The sequence below is a fragment of the Methylorubrum sp. Q1 genome, assembly GCF_004683995.1.
Classification (GTDB): domain Bacteria; phylum Pseudomonadota; class Alphaproteobacteria; order Rhizobiales; family Beijerinckiaceae; genus Methylobacterium.
Genome location: NZ_SRHQ01000005.1, coordinates 150,476 through 175,259 on the forward strand (window position 1 = coordinate 150,476; position 24,784 = coordinate 175,259).

General features: G+C 68.4%; 25 protein-coding genes and 1 tRNA gene. 14 read left to right on the forward strand and 12 right to left on the reverse strand.

All coding sequences use genetic code 11. From position 1 onward, the window contains the following. Positions 1 to 9 precede the first annotated feature (9 nt). Positions 10 to 471, forward strand: a complete 462-nt coding sequence (locus E4V01_RS07100) for a nucleoside deaminase (RefSeq protein ID WP_060770519.1) — start codon at positions 10 to 12, stop codon at positions 469 to 471. Positions 472 to 538: 67 nt separating this feature from the next. Here E4V01_RS07100 and E4V01_RS07105 read toward each other — a convergent pair whose 3' ends face one another. The 3 genes from E4V01_RS07105 to E4V01_RS07115 all read right to left on the reverse strand — a co-directional run bounded on the left by E4V01_RS07105 (position 539) and on the right by E4V01_RS07115 (position 1,222). Beyond that, on the reverse strand, positions 539 to 850 hold the full coding sequence (locus E4V01_RS07105; protein ID WP_003597950.1) for an ETC complex I subunit: 312 nt from the start codon (positions 848 to 850) through the stop codon (positions 539 to 541). A 28-nt stretch (positions 851 to 878) separates the two neighbouring features. Beyond that, positions 879 to 955 (reverse strand) — tRNA-Pro (locus E4V01_RS07110). Positions 956 to 1,006: 51 nt separating this feature from the next. Beyond that, the gene (locus tag E4V01_RS07115) at positions 1,007 to 1,222 is read right to left on the reverse strand and encodes a hypothetical protein (protein ID WP_135297856.1); all 216 of its coding nucleotides are present in this window, start codon (positions 1,220 to 1,222) and stop codon (positions 1,007 to 1,009) included. A gap of 149 nt (positions 1,223 to 1,371) precedes the next feature. Between E4V01_RS07115 and E4V01_RS07120 the strand changes: the two genes are divergently transcribed. Then, positions 1,372 to 2,079, forward strand: a complete 708-nt coding sequence (locus E4V01_RS07120) for a glutathione binding-like protein (RefSeq protein WP_135297857.1) — start codon at positions 1,372 to 1,374, stop codon at positions 2,077 to 2,079. Positions 2,080 to 2,082: 3 nt separating this feature from the next. On the opposite strand, the gene E4V01_RS07125 is transcribed toward E4V01_RS07120, so the two are convergent. Both E4V01_RS07125 and E4V01_RS07130 read right to left on the reverse strand, forming a co-directional pair. Next, positions 2,083 to 2,949: an NAD(P)-dependent oxidoreductase gene (locus tag E4V01_RS07125; RefSeq protein ID WP_060770517.1), complete on the reverse strand. Its 867-nt coding sequence runs from the start codon at positions 2,947 to 2,949 to the stop codon at positions 2,083 to 2,085. Between the two features lie 178 nt (positions 2,950 to 3,127). After that, entirely contained in the window at positions 3,128 to 4,159 is a 1,032-nt protein-coding gene (locus E4V01_RS07130) for an alpha/beta fold hydrolase (RefSeq protein WP_135297858.1), read from the reverse strand. A gap of 228 nt (positions 4,160 to 4,387) precedes the next feature. On the opposite strand from E4V01_RS07130, the gene E4V01_RS07135 reads away from it, so the two are divergent. Then, positions 4,388 to 5,767 carry an MFS transporter gene (locus tag E4V01_RS07135; RefSeq protein WP_135297859.1) on the forward strand — a complete coding sequence of 460 codons (1,380 nt, stop codon included), beginning with the start codon at positions 4,388 to 4,390 and terminating at the stop codon, positions 5,765 to 5,767. Positions 5,768 to 5,849: 82 nt separating this feature from the next. After that, a complete protein-coding gene (locus tag E4V01_RS07140; RefSeq protein ID WP_135297860.1) occupies positions 5,850 to 6,641 on the forward strand; it encodes an SDR family NAD(P)-dependent oxidoreductase in 792 nt (263 codons plus the stop codon). An 89-nt stretch (positions 6,642 to 6,730) separates the two neighbouring features. Here the strand turns inward: E4V01_RS07140 and E4V01_RS07145 are convergent, their stop codons facing one another. After that, positions 6,731 to 7,063: an SWIB/MDM2 domain-containing protein gene (locus E4V01_RS07145; protein WP_003597961.1), complete on the reverse strand. Its 333-nt coding sequence runs from the start codon at positions 7,061 to 7,063 to the stop codon at positions 6,731 to 6,733. Between the two features lie 321 nt (positions 7,064 to 7,384). Here E4V01_RS07145 and E4V01_RS07150 point away from each other — a divergent pair, with 321 nt between their 5' ends. Then, positions 7,385 to 7,825: a PRC-barrel domain-containing protein gene (locus tag E4V01_RS07150; RefSeq protein WP_060772302.1), complete on the forward strand. Its 441-nt coding sequence runs from the start codon at positions 7,385 to 7,387 to the stop codon at positions 7,823 to 7,825. Positions 7,826 to 7,964: 139 nt separating this feature from the next. Here the strand turns inward: E4V01_RS07150 and E4V01_RS07155 are convergent, their stop codons facing one another. Beyond that, entirely contained in the window at positions 7,965 to 8,339 is a 375-nt protein-coding gene (locus E4V01_RS07155; protein ID WP_060770514.1) for a hypothetical protein, read from the reverse strand. 310 nt (positions 8,340 to 8,649) lie between these two features. Here E4V01_RS07155 and E4V01_RS07160 point away from each other — a divergent pair, with 310 nt between their 5' ends. From E4V01_RS07160 to E4V01_RS07175, 4 genes are all read left to right on the forward strand, one after another. Continuing rightward, the gene (locus E4V01_RS07160) at positions 8,650 to 9,288 is read left to right on the forward strand and encodes a PRC-barrel domain-containing protein (protein ID WP_135297861.1); all 639 of its coding nucleotides are present in this window, start codon (positions 8,650 to 8,652) and stop codon (positions 9,286 to 9,288) included. After that, positions 9,285 to 10,640 (forward strand): MFS transporter, encoded by a 1,356-nt coding sequence (locus tag E4V01_RS07165; protein WP_135297862.1) that lies wholly within the window; start codon positions 9,285 to 9,287, stop codon positions 10,638 to 10,640. The genes E4V01_RS07160 and E4V01_RS07165 overlap by 4 nt, the downstream gene beginning before the upstream one ends. Positions 10,641 to 10,845: 205 nt before the next feature. Then, entirely contained in the window at positions 10,846 to 12,612 is a 1,767-nt protein-coding gene (locus E4V01_RS07170) for an ABC transporter ATP-binding protein (RefSeq protein WP_060770511.1), read from the forward strand. Between the two features lie 140 nt (positions 12,613 to 12,752). Continuing rightward, positions 12,753 to 13,793 (forward strand): low specificity L-threonine aldolase, encoded by a 1,041-nt coding sequence (locus tag E4V01_RS07175; protein ID WP_135297863.1) that lies wholly within the window; start codon positions 12,753 to 12,755, stop codon positions 13,791 to 13,793. Positions 13,794 to 13,816: 23 nt separating this feature from the next. On the opposite strand, the gene E4V01_RS07180 is transcribed toward E4V01_RS07175, so the two are convergent. Further along, positions 13,817 to 14,008: a hypothetical protein gene (locus E4V01_RS07180; RefSeq protein WP_060772301.1), complete on the reverse strand. Its 192-nt coding sequence runs from the start codon at positions 14,006 to 14,008 to the stop codon at positions 13,817 to 13,819. A 353-nt stretch (positions 14,009 to 14,361) separates the two neighbouring features. Here E4V01_RS07180 and parE point away from each other — a divergent pair, with 353 nt between their 5' ends. Beyond that, positions 14,362 to 16,419, forward strand: a complete 2,058-nt coding sequence (gene parE / locus E4V01_RS07185; protein ID WP_060770509.1) for a DNA topoisomerase IV subunit B — start codon at positions 14,362 to 14,364, stop codon at positions 16,417 to 16,419. Positions 16,420 to 16,515: 96 nt separating this feature from the next. On the opposite strand, the gene E4V01_RS07190 is transcribed toward parE, so the two are convergent. Together E4V01_RS07190 and E4V01_RS07195 are read right to left on the reverse strand one after the other, a co-directional pair. Beyond that, complete coding sequence (locus tag E4V01_RS07190) at positions 16,516 to 18,186, reverse strand: cyclic peptide export ABC transporter (protein ID WP_135297864.1); 1,671 nt, start codon at positions 18,184 to 18,186, stop codon at positions 16,516 to 16,518. Positions 18,187 to 18,397: 211 nt separating this feature from the next. After that, positions 18,398 to 19,366 carry an SPFH domain-containing protein gene (locus E4V01_RS07195; RefSeq protein WP_135297865.1) on the reverse strand — a complete coding sequence of 323 codons (969 nt, stop codon included), beginning with the start codon at positions 19,364 to 19,366 and terminating at the stop codon, positions 18,398 to 18,400. A 309-nt stretch (positions 19,367 to 19,675) separates the two neighbouring features. On the opposite strand from E4V01_RS07195, the gene E4V01_RS07200 reads away from it, so the two are divergent. Next, positions 19,676 to 20,971: an LLM class flavin-dependent oxidoreductase gene (locus tag E4V01_RS07200; protein ID WP_371688512.1), complete on the forward strand. Its 1,296-nt coding sequence runs from the start codon at positions 19,676 to 19,678 to the stop codon at positions 20,969 to 20,971. A gap of 50 nt (positions 20,972 to 21,021) precedes the next feature. Here E4V01_RS07200 and E4V01_RS07205 read toward each other — a convergent pair whose 3' ends face one another. Together E4V01_RS07205 and E4V01_RS26115 are read right to left on the reverse strand one after the other, a co-directional pair. After that, positions 21,022 to 21,345 carry a hypothetical protein gene (locus E4V01_RS07205; RefSeq protein WP_060770503.1) on the reverse strand — a complete coding sequence of 108 codons (324 nt, stop codon included), beginning with the start codon at positions 21,343 to 21,345 and terminating at the stop codon, positions 21,022 to 21,024. A 146-nt stretch (positions 21,346 to 21,491) separates the two neighbouring features. Beyond that, positions 21,492 to 21,941, reverse strand: coding sequence for a hypothetical protein (locus E4V01_RS26115; RefSeq protein WP_245517445.1), 450 nt, complete (start codon positions 21,939 to 21,941; stop codon positions 21,492 to 21,494). 195 nt (positions 21,942 to 22,136) lie between these two features. Between E4V01_RS26115 and E4V01_RS07215 the strand changes: the two genes are divergently transcribed. The 3 genes from E4V01_RS07215 (at position 22,137) to E4V01_RS07225 (ending at position 24,745) form a co-directional block, all read left to right on the forward strand. After that, positions 22,137 to 22,349, forward strand: a complete 213-nt coding sequence (locus tag E4V01_RS07215) for a hypothetical protein (protein ID WP_060770501.1) — start codon at positions 22,137 to 22,139, stop codon at positions 22,347 to 22,349. A 71-nt stretch (positions 22,350 to 22,420) separates the two neighbouring features. Beyond that, positions 22,421 to 22,717 carry a hypothetical protein gene (locus E4V01_RS07220; protein ID WP_060770500.1) on the forward strand — a complete coding sequence of 99 codons (297 nt, stop codon included), beginning with the start codon at positions 22,421 to 22,423 and terminating at the stop codon, positions 22,715 to 22,717. A gap of 132 nt (positions 22,718 to 22,849) precedes the next feature. Next, positions 22,850 to 24,745, forward strand: coding sequence for a tetratricopeptide repeat protein (locus E4V01_RS07225; RefSeq protein WP_135297915.1), 1,896 nt, complete (start codon positions 22,850 to 22,852; stop codon positions 24,743 to 24,745). Positions 24,746 to 24,784 lie beyond the last annotated feature (39 nt).

The following is a 24,784-nucleotide window of genomic DNA, read 5'->3' on the forward strand; positions in this document are numbered from 1 at the left end:
AGGAAACGAATGCCAGACCACGAGAGCTATCTGCGCGAGGCGACCGAACTCGCGCTCGCCAACGTCGCCGAGGGGGGCCGCCCCTACGGCGCGGTGATCGTGCGGGAGGGCGAGGTCGTGGCCCGTGCGGCCAACCGCATCCACCGCACCAACGACCCGAGCGATCACGCCGAGATGGTGGCGCTACGGGAGGCGAGCCGGCGGCTCGGCCGGCCCAAGCTCGACGATTGCATCGTCTACGCCAGCGGGCGGCCCTGCCCGATGTGCCATGCGGCGATGCGGCTGGCCGGGGTTAAACAGGGCTACTTCGCCTTCACCGCCGAAGAGGCGGAGGCCGAGGGTCTGCTCAGTGCCGGGATCTATGCCGAGCTGTGCCGGCCGCTGGAAGAGCAGCCGATGCAGGTGCGCCACCACCCGCTGACCGACGAGCCGAGCCCCTACCGCGCCTGGGCGGAGCGGAAGGGGCGCTGAACGCGGCTTCGAGTGTCTCACGAAACGGCCGCTGCTTCCGGCGCGGCGGGCGCTTCGCGAGAGACGCTCAGTGCGTCCAGGGCGCCGTGCGGTTGAATTTGAAATTGTCGGAGTAGGACAGGCCCTTGCGCGCGATCGGCGGCGGCGTCTCCTCGACGCGGTAGGCGATGCCCGAAGCCTTGGCATAGGCGACCGCCTCGTCCGAGGTGTCGAATTCGAGCCGCACCTGCTGCAGCATGTCGGAGGAGCCGGTCCAGCCCATCAGCGGGTCGGTCTCGCGCGGTTCGGTCTGGTCGAACTCCAGAACCCACTGCTTGGTGCGGGCGAGCCCGGACTGCGTAGGATCCTTGGCGGGACGGTAGATGCGGGCGCTCGGCATCGGACGGCTGACGTCTCCGGGGAAGGTATGGTCGGGGCGATAGGATTCGAACCTACGACCCTCTGCTCCCAAAGCAGATGCGCTACCAGACTGCGCTACACCCCGACGCTGTGAGGGAGATACCCCCTCGTCTCCCGGCCGGCAAGGCGCTGCTCGTCACACGAGAATGTCGAGGACGCGTTTCTCGGTCTCGATCGAGGATTTCAGCGCGGCGGTGTTGATGGAAACGCCGAGCGAGGCCGAGGCCAGCTCCGTGACGGCCGTGACCGGCTCGGAGGCGGATTGCGGTGAGGCGACGCGCGACGCCGCCCCGTCGAAGCGCTGCATCGCCGCGCTCAGGCCCGCCGAACTCGTGGACACTGCCGAGACCATGGACCGCCCTCCCTGCGTCCCGGTAGCTCATCACGGAAAGGTAAAGGACATCCCCCAGCGGAATGGCGGGTTGATCGGATCGCTCGACGTTCCCACTTGGCCGCAGGCCGGAGGCATCGCCCTCGTGGGCGCGGAGACAAGGCGTAGCGATGATCGACCTGCATTACTGGCCGACCCCGAACGGTCACAAGGTGACGATGTTTCTGGAGGAGGCCGGCCTCCCCTACACGATCCACCCGGTGGATATCGGCAAAGGCGCGCAGTTCGAGCCGGCCTTCCTGAAGATCGCACCGAACAATCGGATGCCGGCCATCGTCGATCACGAGCCGGGCGATGGCGGTGCGCCGATCTCGCTGTTCGAGTCGGGTGCGATCCTGCTTTACCTCGCGGAGAAGACCGGGCGCTTCCTGCCTGCCGACCTGCGCGGCCGAGCGGAGACCCTGCAATGGCTGTTCTGGCAGATGGGCGGCCTCGGGCCGATGCTCGGCCAGAACCACCACTTCTCGCAATACGCGCCGGAGAAAATTCCCTACGCCATCGACCGCTACGTCAAGGAGACCAACCGGCTCTACGGCGTGCTCGACCGGCGGCTCGCCGACCGCGCCTTCGTCGCGGGCGCCGACTACACCATCGCCGACATGGCGGCCTATCCCTGGATCGTGCCGTGGGAGAAGCAGGGCCAGCGCCTCGACGACCACCCCAATCTGAAGCGCTGGTTCGAGGCGATCGCCGAGCGCCCCGGCACCGAAGCCGCCTATGCGCGGGCAGTGGAAGCCAACCCGCACTACGGCCAGCCGATGAGCGAGGACGCGAAGAAGGTGATGTTCGGCCAGACCGCGACGAACACCAAGCGCTGAGGCTTACCGTCCACTGCGCCGGGCGGCCACCGTGGCGAGCCCGGCAAAATCCTTGTCGCCGTCGCCGTGGGCGATGGCGTCGAGGAGGTTGTCGCGCAGCACGCTGGCGAACGGCATCGGCACATTGACCGCCTCGCCCGCGGCCAAGGCGAGGCGGACATCCTTGAGGCCGAGCCGCATGGTGAAGCCCGGCGGCTCGTAGCGGCCCTCCATGATCATCGCGCCGTAATTCTTGTAGACCGGCGAGGCGAACAGCGTGCTGGTGAGCATCTCCAGCACGTCGGCTCCGGCGATGCCGTGACCCTCGGCGAAGGCGGCCGCCTCGCCCATCGCCTCGATGGCCGAGACCAGCATGAAGTTGCCCGCGAGCTTGACGGCGTTGGCCTTCTCCGGCTCGGCGCCGAAGCGCCAGGTCTTGCTGCCCATGGCGTCGAACAACGGCTGTACCCGCGCGATCGCCGCGTCGTCACCCGCGGCGATGATGTTCAGGGCCCCCTTTTCTGCCGCATCCGGCCGGCCGAAGACCGGTGCGGAGATGTAGGGCACGCCCGCCCGTCCGTGGACCGCCGCCAGTTCCTTGGCGAGTGCCACCGAGATCGTGGACATCCCGACATGGACGCCGGGCCGCTGCCCGGAATCGAGCAGCCCGCCCTCGATGGTGACGGCGCGCAGGGCCGCGTCGTCGGCGAGCATGGTGATCGCGGCGTCGCCCGCAAAGGCCTCCGCGGCGCTTGCCACGGGCTCGGCGCCCTCGATCGCCCTGGCTGCCTCCGGCGACCGGTTCCACACCCGCACCCGGTGGCCCGCCGCGACGAGCCGTGCCGCCATGACCCGGCCCATGCGGCCGAGCCCGATGAAACCGACATCCATGTTTGAATCTCCGGATTTGCTGTCATGTCCGGGTGAAACGCCCCGGCCGGCGATGGGTCGCTAGAGCCGTATCCGACCCCATTGCATCAGGCCGGCGTCTCCCGCTCTTTGTTTTGACGCGCATTCTTTCGACGAACCGGTGGCCACTTCGTCGGAAGGCGCTCTAACGGTCGAGCGATCAGTGCGTGTTGAGGAATTCCAGCGTCAGCGTGTTGAACATCTCGGTCGCCTCCATGTGGACGAGGTGGCCGACATTGTTGAGGACTTCGGCCCTTCCGTTCGGCATCCGGCCGGCGAGCGCGCGCGCATGGCTCGTGTTGTCGCCCATGGTGGAGCGCACCTCCGTCGGCGCGAAGCCCTTACCGGGGGCGTTGTGGTCGTTCGCCCCCATGATGAACAGGGTCGGCGCCTTCACGAGCGGGATCTCGTGGACGATCGGCTGGCCCCAGATCATCTGGTAAGAGTTCACGAACGACTTGAGCCAGCGCGAATACTCGCCCGAACCCTTCACGCGCTCGCGGATCGACACGAACGGCTCGATGGCCGAGGCGGGGATCGACAGCGCGTAGCTCGTCATCAACTGCTTGCGGTAGGAGTCCGCGGTCAGGTCCGCCTCGCGGGCTATCAGGGTCTCGTCGGAGACCGGCGGGACGGTGAAGCGGTAATCCTCCAGCCCGATCGGCGCTTCCAGCACGAGGCTGTTGACCCGCTGCGGATAGTTGCGGGCCATCCGCACGGCGAGCATGCCGCCCATGGAATGCGCCACGATGTCGAACCGCTGGATCTTCAGGCTGTCGGCGAGCGCCAGGGTGTCGGCGGCCATCCGGTCGAAGGTGAAGGAGCCGATCGGTTTCGAGGACTTGCCGAAGCCGAGCTGATCGGGGACCACCACGCGGTAGCCCGCGTTCGACAGGGTGCGGATGACCGGCTCCCAGTAGCTCGACGGGAAGTTGCGCCCGTGCAGCAGCAGCACCGTGCGTCCGTTGGCGTTGTCGGAGGCCGGCACATCCATGTAGGCGAGGCGCTGCGCTTCGCCGTCGCGGCTCAGCGGCAGGAAGCGCACGGGAAACGGATAGGCGAAGCCTTCGAGGCCGATGCCGAGCGGCGACGGCTCCTCGGCATGGGCGGCGGGCGCCAGCAGCGGTGCGATCGCGAGACAAAGCGCGAGGCAAGGCGCAAGGCACGGCGCGAAAATCGGGTGGGCACGCATGGACACTTCGTCTCCGGCTCGAGCATCGTCCCGAAAGGTGGTGGCCGGCTTTCGAAAACAGACGATGCAGATACAAGACGCGCGCGCATCGTCCCCGGCGCGGTTTCCGGGGGCGATGCGCGAACGGCGCGGGCTCTGCCCCGGCGGCACGCCGACAACGCGCGGCGCAGCCTCCGGTGAGAGACAGATAGGGCGGATCGCTCGCCTGCAAGCACCGGAAGATGGACGGTGACGGCTCAAAAGACCGGAGACAGGAGCGGCGACGGGCTGCCGCTGCGGGAGCGGCTCCTGGCGCTCTGCGCCATGGCGCTCGCCATCTCCATGGCGGTGCTCGACGGAGCGATCGTCAACGTCGCCCTGCCGGTGATCGCCCGCGACCTCGACGTGCCGGCCTCCGAAGCGATCTTCGTCGTCAGCGCCTACCAGATCGCGGTCACCGCCGCCCTGCTGCCGCTCGCCACGCTCGGCGAGATCTGGGGCTACCGCCGGGTCTATCTCGGCGGTCTCGCCGTCTTCACCGCCGCCTCGCTCGCCTGCGCGGTCTCGCCGAACCTTGCAAGCCTCACCGCTGCGCGGGTCGCCCAGGGGCTGGGCGCGGCCGGGATCATGAGCGTCAACATCGCTCTGGTGCGCTTCATCTATCCGAGCCGGCTGATCGGGCGCGGCGTCGGCAACGTCGCGCTCATCGTGGCAGTGGCCTCCGCCGCCGGTCCGACGGTCGCCGCCGCGATCCTCTCGGTCGCAGCCTGGCCCTGGCTGTTCCTCGTCAACTTGCCGGTCGGGCTCGTCGCGCTGGCGGTCGGCGCGCGCACGCTGCCGCGAACGCCCCGCTCCGCCCGGCGCTTCGACCTGCGGAGCGCGAGCCTCAATGCCCTCACCGTCGGGCTGCTGATCGTCGGTCTCGACGCGTTCGCGGATCCGGATACCCGCGGGCTCGCCGTGGCCGCAATCGCCGCCTCGGTTGGGGTCGGCATCGTCTTCGTACGGACCCAAATCCGGCTCGCAGCGCCGCTGCTGCCGCTCGACCTCCTGCGGATTCCGGCCTTCGCCCTGTCGATGGTGGCCTCGATCTGCTCCTTCGCGGCGCAGATGATCGCCTACGTCGCCCTACCCTTCTACTTCCACGACGCTCTCGGCTTGTCAGAGACCCGAACCGGCTTCCTGATGACGCCATGGCCGCTCGCCATCGCGGCGATGTCGCCCTTTGCCGGCCGGCTCGCCGACCGCTTCCCGCCGGGGCTGCTCGGCAGCCTCGGTCTCGGCCTGCTCGCCGTCGGCATGGCGGCGCTGGCCCTCCTGCCGGAGGCGCCCACGACCTTCGACATCGTCTGGCGGCTGACGCTTTCAGGGATCGGTTTCGGGCTGTTCCAGTCGCCCAACAACAAAGTCATCATCACCAGCGCACCGCGGGAGCGCAGCGGTGGCGCCAGCGGCATGCAGGCAAGCGCCCGGCTCGTCGGCCAGTCCCTCGGCGCGGCTTGGGTCGCCGTGTTGTTCGGCCTCGTCCCCGGTGGCCCGACGGGCGCCTTCGCCGTCACCCTGTGGTGCGCCGTCGCCCTGGCGCTGGCGGGCGCCCTGGCAAGCGGCCTGCGGCGGACGGGGCCCTGACCGCGCATCGTCGCTCAGCACCAGGGCCGAACTCGCGCGTTGTCGCTGGGACAGAGACAAGTGCGGCCAACGGAGGCGGATGATGGACATCGACCTGAAGGGGCGCAGCGCCCTCGTCACCGGTTCCACCGGGGGCATCGGCTACGCGGTGGCTCGCGAACTCGCGCGGCTCGGCGCCTACGTCGCCGTCAACGGCCGCACCGGCGAGCGGGTGGAGGCGGCCATCGCGCGCCTACGCGGCGAGGTGCCGGGGGCTGAGTTCATCGCCGGCATCGGCGATGTCGGCACCGAGGAGGGGGCGGGCGAACTCCTCGCCGCCCTGCCGCGGGTCGATATCCTGATCAACAATGCCGGCATCTTCGAGCCGAAGCCGTTCTTCGAGATCGCCGATGCCGAGTGGCGCCGCTTCTTCGAGGTGAACGTGATGAGCGGCATCCGCCTCGCGCGGGCCTACGGTCCCGGCATGGTCGAGCGCGGCTGGGGACGGATCGTCTTCATCGCCAGCGAGTCGGGCGTCAACATCCCGCCCGAGATGGTCCATTACGGCGTGACCAAGACGGCACAGCTCGCCGTCTCCCGCGGTCTCGCCGAGACGGTGGGTGGCAGCGGCGTCACCGTCAACAGCGTGCTTCCCGGCCCGACCATGACCGAAGGCGTTGCGGATTTCCTCGAATCCATGGGCGGGAGCGAAGGCGATCTGGAGGCTAAGGGCCGCGCCTTCATCGCCGAGAACCGCCCGACTTCGCTCCTGAAGCGCCTCGCGCAGCCGGAGGAAGTGGCCAATATGGTCGCCTATCTCTGCACGCCCGCCGCGAGCGCCACCACGGGGGCGGCTCTGCGGGTCGATGGCGGCGTGCTGCGCGGCATTACCTGAGGCTCACCGCTCCCGAGCCCACCGGACGTACGGGGCCGGCTTGACCGGCGCCGTACTCCGAGGGACGGCCCGCGAACGGTTCCTTCAAATCAGGACTTGAGGTGTGCGGCGAGGTGCTTGTTCATCTCGAACATCGAGCACTTGTCCTTGCCGAAGATCTTCTTGAGCTTGTCGTCGGCGAGAATCTCGCGCTTGTTCTCCGGGTTCTGGAGATTGTGCTTCTTGATGTGCTCCCACACCTTGCTGACGACTTCGCCGCGCGGCAGGGGATTATCGCCGACGATGGCGGCGAGTTCGGGAGACGGCTTCAGGGGCTGCTGAAGCGCGTTGGGCTTGGTGCCGGAGGCGGCCTTCGTGGCGGTCTCCTTCTTCGGGGCACTCTTGGGCGCAGCCGCCTTCTTCTCCGTCGTCTTGGTAGCCATGGTTTCCCTCCGTCCTGCGGACCGGCGATTCGTGACACGAAGCCGCGAGGCATCGGGGCACTGAGGAGCAACAACTAAGCGGTGCCGCGCCCGTTCCAAGTGGAGAACAGCGCCGCCGGGGTATCCATCCACAGATCAGCGGACCTTTCCGCAGCCCAATCCACTGCCGGAGGGACTTTTTCGCGCCGACCGGGCCGGGCTCCGATGATCCCGCCGCCAGTCCCCGGTCGGAGCGGGAACCGTGCTTGCCGCCTCGCATTCACGCTAGACACCCGGATCACGGGCCTGCCGGGGCCTGTCAGGGACATGCTGGAGACGTGGATGCCGACGGATCTGCCCGAAGAGCGGGCCTATCGCAAGCCGGGGACGCTGGAACTGGACCCTGCCTCCGGCGAGGGGGTGGCGACCGACGAGACACCCCGGTTGATCGCCTCCGATAAGGTCGAGGGCACCCCTGTCTACGACAGCACCGGGCGTCACCTCGGCGGCGTTCACAATTTCATGGTCGACAAGGTGTCGGGACAGGTCGCCTACGCCGTGCTGTCCTTCGGTGGCTTCCTCGGCTTTGGCGAGAACTACCATCCCCTGCCCTGGAACGCGCTGACCTACTCGGTCGAACTCGGCGGATACGTCGTCGATATCGACCCCGCCGATCTCGACGGCGCGCCGACCCAGGGGCCCGGCGAGAATCCGTTCGACGATCCTGGCTTCGGCGGGCGCCTCAACGATCACTGGGGCGGCCGCAGGGCGCCGACCGCCTGAGGCGGCGGCGCCGCTGCGACGGAGAGAGCGCATTCCAGCGAAGCGGTCACGGGTTCGTCGAAGGAATGCCCGTCAAAACAGGGGCTTAGAGCCGTGCCGAGCCTGATTTCGTCAGGTCTGGCACGGCCCTCTTCGCGGCTCAGAACTTGCCGCCGAGACCGACACTGCCGCCCGCCCCCATCTGGGGGGCGAGGCCGCCGGAGCTGGACCGCGACGTCGTCTCGCCGTCGATCTCTTCCCGGCGGATGCGGCGCGGTCCATCATCGGCGGTGCGGGTGTCGCCGCGGATGTTCTTCGGCAGTTCCAGGGCGCGGGTCGGGGCGGCGGCCAGCGGGCGGCCGTCATCGTCGGTCTGGGCGCTGCGCAGAGGGCGGCCGGGCAGCGTGCCGCGGGCGGAGGGCGGAGGACCGAGATCGGTTTCCGGCATCACCCCACCGCCGCCGCCGAGTGCCTGGCAGCCGCCAAGGCTCGCGGCAAGAAGCGCCGCGGCGCAGAGTCTCGACGGGTTAAGCATGTCATCTCGTCCTCGTACCGGCCGTCCCCGGCCACGGGTCGGCCTGGGGGGCGGCCAAGGGTCGGCAACGTTAAGATTTCCTGCATCCGTCTAAGGCAGGGTTTGGGCGAAAACCAGACGGCCGTCGCCCGTGTCCACCCGGTTGCGGCGGCACGGTCGGAGCGGCCGGGGCGGCGTTTCCGGCCCATCCACAACTTCGCCGTGGTTGCCGGGCATGGACGATGCGTCCGCCCGCCCCATGATGTCCGGGGAGCGCCGGCCCGCAGAGGCCGGCTCGCGGATCTTTTTCGACTGTCGAGAGGTAGTAGGGGTGCTCAGACTGATCCGGCCGATCGTGACACCGGCGATCGCCCTCCTCGCCACGGCGGCCATGGCCGCGGACGGCTCGTCGGGCGCCCCCGGCGACGCGTCGCCTCCCGCCGTGACCGCTCCGCCTCCGGCCGCAGCGCCCACGACGGCGCCGGCTGCACCCGCGAATGGCGCCGTGACGCCGTCCCAGGGGGGCGGCACCCCGGCGGTGGTGCTCGACACCCAGGATTATGAGAGCCTGCTCGGCAAGAGCGTCCGCGCGATGAACGGCGACGATCTCGGCCGGATCATCGACGTCATCATCGACCGCGACGGACGGCCCCGCGCCGCGGTGATCGATTTCGGCGGCTTTCTCGGTGTCGGCTCCCGCAAGATCGCGGTGGATTGGCGCGTCCTGAAGTTCACCACCGAGGGCAAGGTCGGGCGCCTCACGCTCCAGCTCAACCGCAATCAGGTCCGCGTCTCGCCCGAGTACAAGGCCGGCGATCCGATCGTCGTGCTCGGGGCCGCCAGCCCGGGTGCCGCGAACACCGGTGCCGCCGTTCCGCCGGAAGGGGATGCCTCCGCCGTCGCCGAGAAGCCTGCTGCCCCGTCCGACAAGGCCCCGGACCGGCCACCGGAGAAGACTCCGGACAAATGACGGCAAGCCCGGTGACGGAACGGCGCGCCTATCCAGCGCGCGAGCGCGACATTCATCGCACCGATCTTCGCGAGCGCGGCGGCTCCCGTCCGGTGCGGCGCGCGGGCCGACCGAGCACGCCCGGTCCCGCCGATCCGTCGCGCCGGGCGACCTACGGTCTCGACGCGTTCACGTTCTTCATCGCCAACCTGCAGACCGGGTTCGGGCCCTTCCTCGCCGTCTACTTCACCCAGCAGAAGTGGACGCAATCGGATATCGGCCTCGCGCTCACCGTGGGCAGCCTCGTCAGCCTGCTCGGGCAGATGCCGGGCGGTGCCTTCGTCGATGCCTCCCGCTCGAAGCGCTTCGCGGCCGGCTTCTCCGCGTTCTGGGTCGGCGCGAGCGCCGTGATGCTGGCCGCGCTCCCGACCTATCTCGTCGTGATGCTCGCCATGGCGATCCACTCGGCGGCAAGCTGCGTGCTGACGCCGGCCATTGCCGCGATCTCCATCGGCCTCGTCGGCCATGCCAGGGCCGGCGAGCGGCTGGGGCGCAATGCCAGTTTCTCGGCGGTGGGCAACGCGCTTGGCGCTGCCGGCATGGGGGCGATCGGCTATTATCTCTCGAACAACGCCGTGTTCTATCTCGCGGGCGTGCTGGTGATCCCGGCCCTGGTATCCCTCTCGTTCATCCCGTCGGGGCGCGCCGTGGAAGCCGGCAGGCCCCGGCCCGCCGCCCCGGAACCGGAACCGCGAGAGGCCGGCGGCGTCTCGGCGCTCCTGAAGAACCGGGCGCTCCTGTGCTTTGCCGCCTGCATGGTGCTGTTCTTCCTGGCCAACGCCGCGATGCTGCCGCTCGTCGGCAGCGTCATGACCCTGCGCGCCAGCGAGACCGCCACGGCTCTGGTGGCCGCCTGCATCATGGTCCCGCAGGCGGTGCTCGCGCTCACGGCCCCCTTCGTCGGCCGCCTCGCCCAAAGCTGGGGACGAAAACCGCTCCTCGTGATCGGTTTTGCGGCCCTGCCCGTCCGCGGCCTGCTCTTCGCCTTCGTCAGCGATCCCTACTGGATGGTGGCGATCCAGGTCTTCGACGGCATCTCGGCCTCCGTTCTCGGCGTCATGGTCCCGCTGATCGTCTCCGACGTCACCCGCGGCACCGGCCGGTTCAACACCGCACTCGGTGCGGTCGGGACCGGCATGGGCATCGGCGCCGCCCTCTCGACGGCACTCGCCGGCTTCATGGCCGACGAACTCGGCAGCGGGACCGCGTTCCTGGGGCTCGCCATTGTCGGCGCCGCCGGCCTCGCCCTCGTCCTCCTGATCATGCCGGAGACCCGGCGCAGGAACGGGGACGAGGCCCACGACCCGTCTTGACCTGCGCCGGCCGACGGGGTTGGAATCCTTTTTGCGCCGCACATCCGCTTAAGCGTGGTTCAGCTTCGCCGAGGTACCCGGCGGAAAGCCGCGCGTGCTTGAAACATAAGGCGACGCTTCGCGTTGCGGTTAACGGGCTCCCTGTGCGCCCTCCAGCCACAATCGGCGCCCAGCGGGTCTGATCGAATCGGGACTGACGATCGCGATGGAAGATCTCTGCCAATACGCCAACAGACCGGGGGCCTTCGTCGGGCGCTATCTCAGGCGCCGGATCGTCCCGCATCTCGTGATTCTCTTCTCCGTGCTCGGTGCGGTGTCGTTCTCGGTCTCGACCGATTATGCACTGAAGGGCGTGGTCGATGCCCTCGGGAAGGGGCCGAGCGCAGGGCAGGTCTGGACGGCTTTGGCGGTGCTGATCGGCTTCATCGCCGCCGACAACCTGCTCTGGCGCGTCGCGGCCTTGGTCGGGGCCTTCACCTTCGTCGGCGTGACCGGTGACATCCGCCGGGATCTCTTCCGCCACATGACGGGCCATGCCCCGTCCTTCTTCGCCGACCGCCAGCCCGGTACGTTGGCCTCGCGCATCACCGCGACGTCGAACGCGATCTTCACCGTCGAGAACATGTTCACGTTCAACGTGATGCCGCCCTGCGTCGCGGCCGTGCTCTCGATCATCTACATCGGCACCGTGAACCTCACGATGGCGCTCGTGCTCGCCGGCATCTTCGCCGCGGTCGTGCTGCTGATGTTCAAGATGGCCTCCGCCGGCAAGCCGCTGCACCACGACTTCGCCGCCAAGGCCGCGAGCGTCGATGGCGAGATGGTCGATCTCGTCGGCAACATGCCGCTGGTGCGCGCCTTCTCCGCGTTCAACCGCGAGTTCGTGCGCTTCGACGGCACCATCGGCTCCGAGATGCGGGCGCGCCGCTCCTCGCTCCTCTACCTCGAGAAGCTGCGCATCACCCACGCCATCCTCACCGTGATCTCGATCCTCGGCCTGCTCTACTGGTCGATCAAGATGTGGGAGGCCGGTCAGGCCACCACCGGTCAGGTCGTCCTCGTCTGCACATTGGGCATCCGCATCCTCGCCGCCACGCGCGACCTTGCCGTCGCGCTGGTGGACGCGACCCAGCACACCGCCCGCCTGTCGGAGGCGCTGCACACGCTGCTCCAGCCGCATGAGCTGGTCGATCATCCGGAAGCGGAGAGGCTCATCGGCCAGACCGGCGCCGAGATGCATTTCGACCACGTCGCCTTCAGCTATCCCGACGGGCGCACCGTCTTCTCCGATTTCGACCTGCTGATTCCGGCCGGTCAGACGGTGGGGCTGGTCGGCAAGTCGGGCGGTGGCAAGTCGACCCTGTTCTCGCTGATCCAGCGCTTCTACGAGGTGCAGGGCGGACGCATCCTCATCAACGGACAGGACATCAACCGCGTCACGCAGGAGAGCTTGCGCGAGGCGATCACGGTCGTGCCGCAGGACGTGTCGATGTTCCACCGCTCCTTGCGCGAGAACATTCGCTACGGCCGGCCCGACGCGACCGACGAGGAGGTCTGGAAAGCGGCGGAAGCCGCCCACTGCACCGACTTCATCCAGTCGCTGCCGGAAGGCTTCGACACCATCGTCGGCGACCGCGGCGTGAAGCTCTCCGGCGGCCAGCGCCAGCGCATCGCCATCGCCCGCGCCATCCTGAAGGATTCGCCGATCCTGCTGCTCGACGAGGCGACCTCGGCGCTCGATGCCGAGTCCGAGGAGGCGATCCGCGCCGCGCTCGCCAACCTGATGAAGGGCCGCACGGTGATCGCCATCGCACACCGCCTCTCGACGCTGAAGGACTTCGACCGGATCGTCGTTCTGGAGGGCGGGCGCATCGTACAGGACGGCTCGCCGGAGAAGCTGACCCATCTCGACGGATTCTACCGCGAGTTGATGAAGAAGGAATCGATGTCGATGTCGCTCGCCGCGGCCTGACATTCGAGCGGCTGAAACGCTGCCCATCGATTGGGAGGGGTGCAAAAACCCGCCCGTGGATCGACATGGGTGTCATGAGGCCGGGCGGGTCCCTCACCGCCCGGCCTTCTTTTTACGCCGATACGAAGCGGGAGCGTGCCGTGGCCGACCAGCAATTCGCCAGCGACAACTATGCCGGGATCTGCCCGGAGGCCTTCGCCGCGATGCAGGCGGCCAATGCCGGCCACGCCCCCGCCTACGGCGCCGATTCCTGGACGCAGGCCGCGGCCGACGGCTTCCGGCGGCTGTTCGAGACCGATTGCGAGGTCTTCTTCGTCTTCAACGGCACCGCCGCCAACTCGCTTGCGCTGGCCTCGCTCTGCCAATCCTATCACAGCGTGATCTGCGCGGACTCGGCGCATATCGAGACCGACGAATGCGGTGCGCCGGAATTCTTCTCCAACGGCTCGAAGCTGCTCACCGCCGCGACCGATGACGGGAAGCTGACGCCCGAGATCGTGCGGACGATTTCGGGCAAGCGCAGCGATATCCATTTCCCGAAACCACGGGCGGTGACGCTGACCCAAGCCACGGAGACGGGGCGGGTCTACAGCCTCGACGAGATCGCAGCCATCTCGGCTGTCTGCCGCGCCTCGGGCCTGCGCCTGCACATGGACGGCGCGCGCTTTGCCAATGCCTGCGCCTCGCTCGACGCGACCCCGGCCGAGCTGACCTGGAAGGCCGGCGTCGATGTGCTCTGCTTCGGCGGGACCAAGAACGGCATGGCGGTGGGCGAGGCGGTGATCTTCTTCGACCGAAGACTCGCGGAGGATTTCGACTATCGCTGCAAGCAGGCAGGCCAGCTCGCCTCGAAGATGCGCTATCTCTCGGCGCCCTGGGTCGGCATGCTGGAGAGTGGGGCGTGGCTCGACAACGCCCGCCACGCCAATGAATGTGCCCGACGGCTGGTGCGGGGAATCGCCGACGTGCCGGGCATCTCGCTCGCGGCACCGGTGGACGCCAACGGCGTGTTCCTGAACCTGTCCGTGCCCGTCCAAGAGGCGCTGCGCGCCCGCGGCTGGCAGTTCTACGGCTTCATCGGCGGGGCGTCCCGCTTCATGTTCGCCTGGGATTCAGAGCCGGAGCGGGTCGATGCGCTGGCGCAGGACATCCGCCTCTGCGCCTTGCCCGCGGCGGCGTGATCGCCGCTGCGTTCGCGGCAGGATCAGACGAGATAGGTGATGGTGGCCGCGAGAGCCGTCGCCACGGTGGCGATGGCAAAGCCCGATGACGAGAGCAGCATCACCGAGCGGGAGGCGGTCGGCTCGGGCTCGTCGGCGTAGCCGAAGGCTTGGCCCGCGGCCTGTTCAAGGCGCATGAGGGAGAGGTGACGCGCTTGGGCGGCGGCGGGGGTCATCGGCGTGGCTCCCTCGCGGTCAAGCTGACCGTGTTGCGTTAACGTCCGGAAACCGTCTTCTGTTCCCACCGCCATCCTGGGCCGCGCCCCCTTAACGTTTCGCTGCCTTGTTTCAGCCGCAGGATTGCCGCCCACCACAGGCTTCGTGAGACCGTCTTAACCATCCGCCCGCATCAGTGTGATGACAACGCGCCGGGCTTGGCAGGACCGTCGGGCTTCGAACGCGGCGGGCCATCGTGGTACTGCGACCGGCGGAAGCGGACAGGACGCTTTTTGTTTCCTGTTTGTTCCGATACAGTAAGGGTATGAAGAGCCATGCAGCCCGTCTCCGACCCGATTCGAGGAGCCGTCGCGTGAGCGATCCGGCACGCGACCTGTTCGGGCCCGGTGCCAAGCCTCCCGCCGCGGAGGCCGAGCGCCGCCGCCGTCTCACCCCCGTGGCACCGTCGCCGGCGCCCGTGCCGGAAACGGCGGAGGCGGGTTACGATGCCTCGACGATCGAGGTGCTGGAGGGGCTGGAGCCGGTGCGGCGCCGGCCGGGCATGTATATCGGCGGCACCGACGAGCGGGCGCTGCACCACCTCTTCGCCGAGGTGATCGACAACTCCATGGACGAGGCGGTCGCGGGCCACGCGAGCTTCATCGAGGTGGAACTGGAAGCGTCGGGCTCTCTCGTCGTCACCGATAACGGCCGGGGTATTCCGGTCGATCCGCACCCGAAATTCCCGGGCAAGTCCGCGCTCGAGGTCATCATGACCACGCTGCATGCGGGCGGTAAGTTCGATTCGAAGGTCTACGAGACCTCCGGCGGCCTGCACGGCGTCGGCATTTCCGTCGTCAACGCGCTGTCGGACGTGCTGGAGGTCGAGGTCGCCCGCAACCAGACCCTCTACCGGCAGTGCTTTTCCCGCGGCCATGCGCAGGGAAGCTTGGAGACGGTCGGGCGGGTGCAGAACCGGCGCGGCACGCGGGTGCGCTTCCATCCCGACGCGCAGATCTTCGGCTCTCTGCGGTTCGACCCGCGCCGCCTGTTCAAGATGGCCCGCTCCAAGGCCTACCTGTTCGGCGGCGTCGAGATCCGCTGGCGCTGCGCCCCGGCCCTGCTCGAAGGGCTGGAGGATGTGCCGGCGGAGGCCGTGCACCGCTTCCCCGGCGGGCTCTCGGACTATCTCGCCCGCGATATCGAGGGGAAGGAGCTCGTCCTCGATTCCATCTTCTCGGGGAAGATCACGAAACCCGGCTCGCACGGTTCGCTCGAATGGGCGGTCGCCTGGACGGTCGCCGATGACGGTGTCTCGCATTCCTACTGCAACACGATCCCGACGCCGGAGGGTGGCACCCACGAGGCGGGCCTGCGCGTCGCGCTGCTGCGCGCTCTGCGCGAGCATGCCGAGCGCGTGAACCAGGCCAAGCGCATGACGGCGGTGACCACCGACGACGTGATGGCGACCTGCGCCTCGATGCTTTCGGTCTTCATCCGCGAGCCGGAATTCCAGGGTCAGACCAAGGACAAGCTCGCCACGGTGGAGGCGTCCCGCATCGTCGAGACGGCGGTGCGCGATGCCTTCGACCATTGGCTCGCGGCTTCGCCCGCCCAGGCCAACAAGCTGCTCGATTGGGTGATCGACCGGGCGGAGGAGCGCCTGCGCCGCCGCCAGGAAAAGGAGGTCGCCCGCAAGAGCGCCACCCGCAAGCTGCGCCTGCCCGGCAAGCTCGCCGATTGCTCGGCCGCCGGCACCGTGGGCTCCGAGATCTTCATCGTCGAGGGCGACTCGGCCGGCGGTTCCGCCAAGCAGGCTCGCGACCGCGCGACGCAAGCGGTGCTGCCGCTTCGGGGAAAGATCCTGAACGTGGCCTCGGCCAGCCGCGACAAGCTCGGCGCCAACCAGCTCATCTCGGACCTGACGCTGGCGCTCGGCTGCGGCACAGGCGCGAACTTCCGCGAGGCGGACCTCCGCTACGACCGGGTCATCATCATGACCGACGCGGACGTGGACGGCGCCCACATCGCCTCGCTCCTCATCACCTTCTTCTACCGGCAGATGCCCAAGCTCATCGACAAGGGGCACCTCTACCTCGCGATCCCGCCGCTCTACCGGATCAGCCAGGGCGCGAAATCGGCCTATGCCCGCGACGACGCGGACAAGGAGCGGATCATCAAGACCGTGTTCAAGAACGGCAAGGTCGAGATCGGCCGCTTCAAGGGCCTCGGCGAGATGATGCCGGCGCAGTTGAAGGAAACGACGATGGACCCGAAGAAGCGCACGCTGCTGCGCGTCGCGATCCTCGACGAGGCGCGGGAATCGACGGGTGACACGGTGGAGCGCCTGATGGGCAACAAGCCCGAGGCGCGCTTTGCCTTCATCACCGAGCGGGCGGCGTTCGCGGACGGGACGGAGCTGGATATCTGATCCGCTCCGCCTTTCCCACGAACGCAAGCCGATGGGCGGCGGCGTGATCGTCGTGATGCCGGGGCGTGTCGCCGATGCCCGCTCGACCGCGATCCGTCAGGCCGGTTCGGCCATCGCCCTCTCCGTGATCGCCACGATCCGCCCTTCCGCCAAGTGCAGCACCCGGTCGGCGGCGCCGAAGTAGCGGTCGTCATGGCTGATGACGATGAGGGTTCGGCCGCCGCTTCGCAGATCCGGCAGAAGCTCCTCGTAGAAGCGGCGCCGGAAGGTCGGATCCTGTTCCGCGGCCCACTCGTCCAGCACGAGGACCGGGCGTCCTTCGAGAACGGCCTGGACCAGGGCGAGGCGCTTGCGCTGGCCGGTCGAGAGATCGGTGGTGGAGAAGCGCCCCTCGCTAATGCCGACCTTGTGGGCCAGATCGAGCCGTTCCAGCAGGGGCCGGGCGGCATCAGGGTCGGCGCCGTCTGCGGGGATCAAGTCGTCGAACAGGTGGTAGTCGAAGAAGATCGCCGAGAAGTGCTGGCGGTAGGCGTCGCGCGTCTGCGCCGTCACCGGCACGCCGTCGAGCAGGATCTCTCCCGCTTGTGGCGGGTAGAGGCCGAGAAGCAGCTTGATCAGCGTCGTCTTGCCCGAGCCGTTCTCGCCGACGATGAACAGGATCTCGCCGGCCCGGATCGTCAGGTCGAGCGGGCCGAGGGTGAAGGGGGCCTTGTCGCCGGCCGCCGGGAAGCCGTGGCTCACGCCGCGCAGGGCGATCTCGCGGATGCGGCGGGCCGTTGCGGGTGCTTGCGCGGAAAGCAGGTTCGGCTCCGCCTCCGTTCCCTCCGCCGCGAACTCGGCGATGCGCCTATAAGCGATCTGTGCCTCGCCCATCATCGGTACGAAATGAATGAGCTGCGAGATCGGTCCCTGGATGTAGAACAGCACGAGCACGAAGCCGGAGAGTTCGGCGCCGCTGATGCCGGCCAGAACCTTGTAGGTGATGAGGCCGGCGAAGAGCAGGAACTTGCTCGATTGGTTCAGCATCGACAGCGATTGCTGGATGACGGCGATCCGCGTCATCAGGTGGCGCCCCTGCTCGATGCAGGCCTTGAGCGCGACGTCGCGGAGGTGGAGCCGGCGTTCGCGGCCGATGCGCAGCTCCTTCGCGGCCTCGGTCAGGGTGAGATAGTGCTTCTGGCTCGCCTCGCGGTTCTTGTGGACCTCCTCGAAGTACCGGAGCATGTTCCGGCGCAGGGCGTTCGCGCCGAGGCTCTCGAGGATCAGGACCGCTGCCGTCACCGCGGAGAGGGCGGGTGACAGAAGGATCATGTAGGCCCCGCAGCCGATCAGCGTCCCGCTCGCGACCACGATCGGCGAGAGGAACGCGATGGCCGTGGAGATGGTCGTCACGTCGCCCTGGAGCGAGGCGAGCAGCTTGTGCTTGCCGACTCGCTCGATCCGCTCGATCGGCGCAGTCAGGATCTTGTCAGTGAGGTCGCGGCTGAGCGCCGCCTGGATGCGCCCGCCCGCGTAGGTGTTGCCGAGGCTGGCCGCAAAGGTGCCGAGAATGCTCAGGGCCGCGAAGCCGGCAAACGCCAGAAAGACGCCGTCGGCGAGCGCGCCCTCGCCGTGGAAGGCCTCGTTGATCTTGGCCAGAGCCGCTGCGGTGGCGAGGCCGCCGACCGCCCCGAGCGCTGTCGCCACGCTCACCAGCGGCCAGACCGGCCGGAGCAGCCGGATCGCGTCGAGCCTGAAATGACGAAGGATTGCGCCGTCCTGCCCCATCCTGCCGATTCCTCCGAGCAAGGTCGCCGCCTGCTGCGGGGACCGGGGCATCTGCACTAACGACAGGTCTGGTGAAGGTGAAATGCCGATCCGGCGCATCTCACCCCTCACGCGAATGGGTTTTACAAATTCTCATTTTGGAGATACTTGAACAGCAGGCCCGATTCGCCGATGCGCTCAATCTCAGGCGCCGGATCGGTCCGTAGCGGCCTTACGGCTTCGTCCCCACGCTCACCACCGGCGTCGCCTCGCGATCGCCCACGATCATGATGAGCATGTTCTGCGCCATGCTGGCGCGGCCCTGATCGTCGAAGAGGATGCCGGCATGGCCGTCCTCCGGCTGTTCCAGGCGGCGGATCGTGTCGCGCACGATGGCGACCGCGCCCTCCACGATCTGGCGGCGGGCCGCGATGATGGCGCCAGCCTGTTGGCGCTTGAGCATCGCACCCGCGATCTCCGGTGCATAGGCGAGATGGGTGATCCGCACGTCCTCCACCACCACGCCCGCCACCGCGACGCGCTGGCCCAGTTCCGTGATCAGGTCGGCATGGATCGCGTCGCGGTCGGCCCGGAGCGAGGCGACGCGGGTGGCCTTCTCCGCGAGCCGGCGCTTGGCATCGCCCGCCTCGTCGCCGACATTTTCCGCCTCCTCGTGGTCGTAGGGCCGGGTCGAGGCGATGTTGCGCAGGGCCGCTTCCGCCTGCAGCGAGACGAAGTCGTGGTAGCTGCCGACGTCGAAGGTGGCGCGCGCGGCATCCTGCACCCGCCAGATCGCAGCGGCCGCGATGGTGATCGGATTGCCCATCAGGTCGTTGACCGTGATGATCTTGGTCTCCTGCGCCTCGGTCGCGAGCGAAACCTTGGCCACCGCGGTCAGCGGGTTGCGCCACCAGAAGCCGTCGCGGGCGATGGTGCCGTGATAGCGCCCGAACAGGGTCAGCACCGCGGCCTGCCGCGGCTTGAGGGTGATGAGCCCGGCCAGCAGCACGATCCCGATCACGAGCGCCACCACCGAGACCAGCAGGAATGCGGGGCCGACGCTGCCGCGGCCGAGCACCAGCACGCCGCCGCCGAGGAAGGTCAGGGCCGCCAGCACGAGGCAGGGGATGGCGATGAAGAGCGCCACCCAGCCGTTGACGGCGCGATAGGGCACATCCTGCGTGACGTTCGCTCCAGCCATGCTCGCTTCCCTCGATATCTGCCGTGCGGCCCGAACCTTACGGAGGCGGTGCGTGCAATCCTAGAGCATCGTCTCGAAAGGCGGTTGCCGGCTTTCGGAAAAAAGATGATGCAAAAACAAGAGCCTAGAGCATCGTCCTGGATCAGGTATCCAGGACGATGCTCTCGGGCGGTGGCATCCTCACGGCCGGCGCTCATGAGCGGTGATGCCGGACCGAGGCGGCGCACCATATCGGCGGCACCGAAGGATTGATGCGGCTGGAGGACCCCGTTGAGCGAACCTCGAAAACAACTTCATCTCGGCGCATTCATGCGCCCGATCGGCATCCACACCGCGTGGTGGCGCTATCCCGGCGGCTTTCCGGACGCGAACTTCAACCTCGACCACCTCGTGCGCTTCGCCCGCACCTTGGAGGCGGCCAAGTTCGACGCCTTCTTCATGGCCGACCATCTGGCGGTGATGAACATGCCGATGGAGGCGCTGAAGCGCTCGGCCACCGTCACCTCCTTCGACCCGCTGACGCTGCTGCCGGCGCTGGCCATGGTGACCGAGCGGATCGGGCTGATCGCCACCGCCTCCACCACCTACAACGAGCCCTACCATGTGGCCCGCAAGTTCGCCTCGCTCGATCATATCTCGAAGGGACGCGCCGGCTGGAACCTCGTCACCTCCGGCAACCCGGACGAGGCGCTGAACTTCGGCCGCGACGCGCATCTCGACCACGCCACCCGCTATGCCCGCGCCCGCGAGTTTTTCGAAGTCGTCACCGGGCTGTGGGATTCCTGGGCCGACGACGCCTTCATCCGCGATGTCGAGCAGGGGCTGTTCTTCGATCCCGAAAAACTCCGCACCCTGAATCATCAGGGCGAATTCCTGAAGGTGAAGGGGCCGCTCAACGTCGCGCGGCCGGTGCAGGGCTGGCCGGTGATCGTGCAGGCCGGCGCCTCCGAGGCCGGGCGCCAGATCGCGGCGGAGACCGCCGAAATGGTGTTCGGCTCCGCCTCGTCGCTGGAGGCGGGCCAGACATTCTACGCCGACGTGAAAGGCCGGATGGCGGCGGCCGGCCGGTCCCGCGACGCCCTCAAGATCCTGCCCGGCGCCTTCGTCGTGGTCGGCGGCACGGAGGCGGAGGCGAGGGAGAAGAAGGCGCGGCTCGACGCGCTGGTACCGGTCGAGAGCGGGCTCGCCAACCTCTCGGTTCGTCTCGGCACGGATGTCAGCGGCTTCGATCTCGATGCGCCGCTCCCCGAAATCCCGGAATCGAATGCCAGCAAGAGCGGGCAGGCGCAGATCGTGGACTATGCCCGCCGAACGGGGGCGAGCGTGCGCGAACTCGCCCGCCGCGTCGGCGGCTATGGCGGGCTCACCTTTATCGGTACGCCGGAGCAGATCGCCGACCGGATGGGGGAATGGCTGGGGGCGCAAGCCTGCGACGGCTTCAACGTCATGTTCCCGTTCGTGCCGGAAGGGCTCGACGACTTCTGCGCGGGGGTCGTGCCCGAACTCCAGCGGCGCGGCCTGTTCAGAGCGGAATACGAGGGAACGACCCTGCGCGACCATCTTGGCTTGGAACGGCCCGGCAACCGCTTCTTCGAGACGCGATAGGCTCCCCGCCGAACCCATCGACGGTCCCGCGGAGAGTCTCTCAGCGCGGGTCAGCGCCGGTTCGTCATCCCGTAGATCGCAAAGCCCACGAGCGCCGCGAGGCCGAGGGTGAGCAGGCGGTTGCTGCCGAGCGTGTCGGCGGCAGCCCATCCGGTGCTCTTGGCACTTTCGATCACGGCGCGGCCCCGTAGGATGCGCGCGGCCCGTTGCCGGTTCGCCTCCCGCGTCGGCAGGTGGACGATGTAGATGTCGCCCTCACGGTCGATATCGATGCTGTTGCGAGCGAACCCCGCCCGCACGAGGCGGTCCTTGGCGGCGTGGGCCGCTTCACGGCTCGTGAAGTCGGCTTCGACGCCGACGGTCTCCTGGGACATGTCTCCTCCTCGATAGGCGTGGGGCTGTGCCGCGCGCGATCCGTTCGCCCCGAACCGTCGCAAGACGGCCGATGGCGCGCGTTTCGTGAGGCACTCCAAGCGGGAGGAGCAATCCGGGCCTGCCCTTCACGGTTCCGCGAGAAAGATCACGCCGCCTCGGCCTCGCAGGCATCGATCCGCACGGCGCCATCGGCCGTCAACGAGCAGATCACCGCCGTTCCGTCATCGAGCGCGAAAGCATGGAACAGGCGTCGTTCGAGTTCTTCGAGCCCTTCGCCGGGTAGTTCTGCGATTTCGCCCCGCGTCCGTTCTTCGAGAGCGGGGAGAACACCGCTTCTCTCGGCGATCTCCTGCGCGGATTGCGTCAGAACGATATCGAAAGACATTGCCGCCTCCCTATTGCGACGCCGGTCACGACTTGTTCGATCCCCGCGAAGACAGGACCCTCTTGCGACTTTTTTGGGGCAGCCTTTTTTCGGTGCGGGAAACACCTGAACGGTCAATGGCTCGGCGGGGTCTGCAGCCGCGCTGCCGATCGTGACGTATGGGCTGGAACGACTGGGGACGGGCAGCCGGCCGGATCGGGGTGCGGACATCCCGCCCGGTCGAACGCGACCGGGCTGCTGTGACGCATCGGCTCGGGGCAGCTTTTCGGGGTGTTCTCCGGTTTCGACCGGCGGGCCGCGCGTTCGACGCCGACCCGCCGGTCGCAAAGATCCGCCCAAAGATCCGCCGGAGCGTCGCGCGTTCCGATCACGCTAAGAACATCCCCGGCAGGGAGGCCGGCCCCCATGAATTCCATCCTCGTCGTCGCTTTGATCTGTGCGTCCAGCGTTTCGATGCCCGATTGCTCGCGGGAAACCGCTCTGGACGTGATCATCGGTCCGGCCCACACACTTCAGGAATGCCTGATCCAGGGCCCCGTCCTGGCCGCGAGCGCGGGCCATGGCTCGGGCGCCGACACCTACGTGAAGACGCGCTGCGAACAGCGGAAGCCGCGATAGGTTTCGTTTCCGCGCACGCTTCTTCCGACGGACGGCAACGACCCTGCGGGGCAAGGCTTTGGGAGGCACTGATGACAGAGGATGATACGGTCGATCCGGCGCGCGCCGTCGCGGTGGGCCTGCGGGCCCGCCTCGCGGTGGTGGAGCGCACGGCATGGTTCGGTTTCATGCACGCGATGCGCGAGCGGCCCGAGGAAACCCGAGCCTTCATCGAGGCCGAGCGCGTGCGATGCCGCGAGGGTTTCGGCAGCGGCGCCTGGGCCAAGGACCTGACCGCCGCCGAGCGGGCGCTTCTCGGCGAGGAGGTCGATGCCGGCCTCGCCCAACTCGTGGAGGATGCCCGCGCCGAGCTCGGCGACGGCACCTGAACGAGCCCCTCCCCCGCGCCATCCTTTCGCCTTGCGGACATGGCGGGAAGAGTACAGTGTCCCCCGCCAAACCGGGACCGGCCGGAGGAAGCTCCGTCCGTCGGGCCCGCGAAGGAGCCGTGACTGGTGCCCATGTTCGGATACGCCGCCCGCCGGAGCGCCACCGCGCTCACCCTGCTGCTTGCTTCGACCGGTCTCGGCACCCTGCCGGCCGCGGCCATGCAGCCGCGGGAATCCTCGCCGCTCTCCGAGTACGAGCCGGCGGAGTCGCTCGAGGGCAACTTCCTCTCCGCCTACATCGCCGGTGCCTCGAAGGACACGGCTGCCGCCGCGAGCTACTACCGCGAGGCGGTGAAGGGCGATCCGCGCAACGCCGAGCTGCTGGAGCGCGCCTTCGTGTCGCTGCTGGCCGACGGCGCCATGACCGACGCCTTCCGCGCCGCCGAGCGGCTCGCCACCCGCGAAAGCTCGAACGGCCTCGCCCAGCTCGCCCTCGGCGTGCGCCAGCTCAAGGCCGGCCAGTACGGCCCCGCCCGCCAGAGCTTCGGCCGGAGCGGCCGGGGCGCGGCCGCCGACCTCACCGGGACGCTGCTGACCGCCTGGGCCTATGCCGGCGCGGGCGACGGCAAACGCGCCTACGAGACGCTGAACCGCCTGCGCGGCGAGCGCTACTTCAACGTCTTCCGCGACTACCATGCCGGGTTGATCGCCTCGGTCATCGGTGACCGGGCGGAGGCCGAGCGCAAGCTGAAGGCGGCCTACGACGCCGACCACAACACCCTGCGCATCGTCGACGGCTATGCCCGCTTCGAGGCCGGCATCGGCCGCACCGATCTCGCCATCGACGCCTACAGCGAGTTCGAGAAGGTGATGCCGCGCCACCCCCTCGTGGTGGACGCCCTCGACAAGCTCAAGGCCGGCAAGCCCCTCACCCCCCTGATCGCCTCGGCTCAGGAGGGCGCGGCGGAAGTGCTGTACGGGCTCGGCTCGGCCGGCTCGACGCAGGGCGACGAGCTTCCGGCGGTGGTCTATCTGCGGCTCGCGCTCTACCTCGCCCCCGACCACGCCGTGGGTCGGCTGACGCTGGCCGACGCCCTCGACCGCATGAAGCAAGTCGAGCGCTCGAACGAGGCCTATGCGCAGATCCCGGCCTCCTCGCCGCTCAAGCTCAATGCCGACATTCAGATCGGTCTCAACCTCGAGCAGTTGGGCCGGGGTGACGAGGCGCTCCAGCACCTCGACACGGTCCTCAAGGCGAACCCCGACAACGTCGACGTCATCTCGGCGCTGGGCAACGTGCAGCGCGCGCGGAAAAAGTTCACCGAGGCGACCGAGACCTATACCCGCGCGATCAACCTGATCGAGCCCGGCCGTGAGGCCAACAACTGGACGTTGTTCTACTTCCGCGGCACGGCCCACGAGCGGGCCGGCGAGTGGCAGAAGGCCGAGGCCGACCTCAAGAAGGCGCTCAGCCTCGTTCCGCCGACCCAGCCGAACGCCAAGGCGCAGGTTCTCAACTACCTCGCCTATTCCTGGGTCGATCGGAATATGAACATCGACGACAGCTTCACCATGCTGAAGCAGGCCGTCGATCTCTCCCCGCGCGACGGCATGATCATCGACAGCCTCGGCTGGGCCTATTTCCGCCTCGGCCGCTGGGACGACGCGGTGCGCGAGTTGGAGAAGGCGGTCGAGCTGAAGCCGGGTGACCCGACCATCAACGATCACCTCGGCGACGCCTATTGGCGCACCGGCCGGCGACTCGAGGGCAAGTTCCAGTGGCAGCACGCCAAGGACCTGAACCCCGAGCCCGACGAGCTCGCCAAGATCAACGCCAAGCTGAAGGACGGCCTGCCCGAGCCGGACAAGCCGACCGCCACCGCCGAGAACCCGCCCGCGCAGGAGCCGGCGCAGACTGTGCCCGCTCCGGTGGCGGCGCCGCACAACGCGGAGAACCCGGAATTGCCGAAGGGCGCCCCCGCCCCGAGCGAGCCGCCGGGCGCCGCGGACAAGAAGCCGGGCAAGTGAGGGGCGGCTCGTCCCCCCTCCCCTGCACGATGTCGCGCT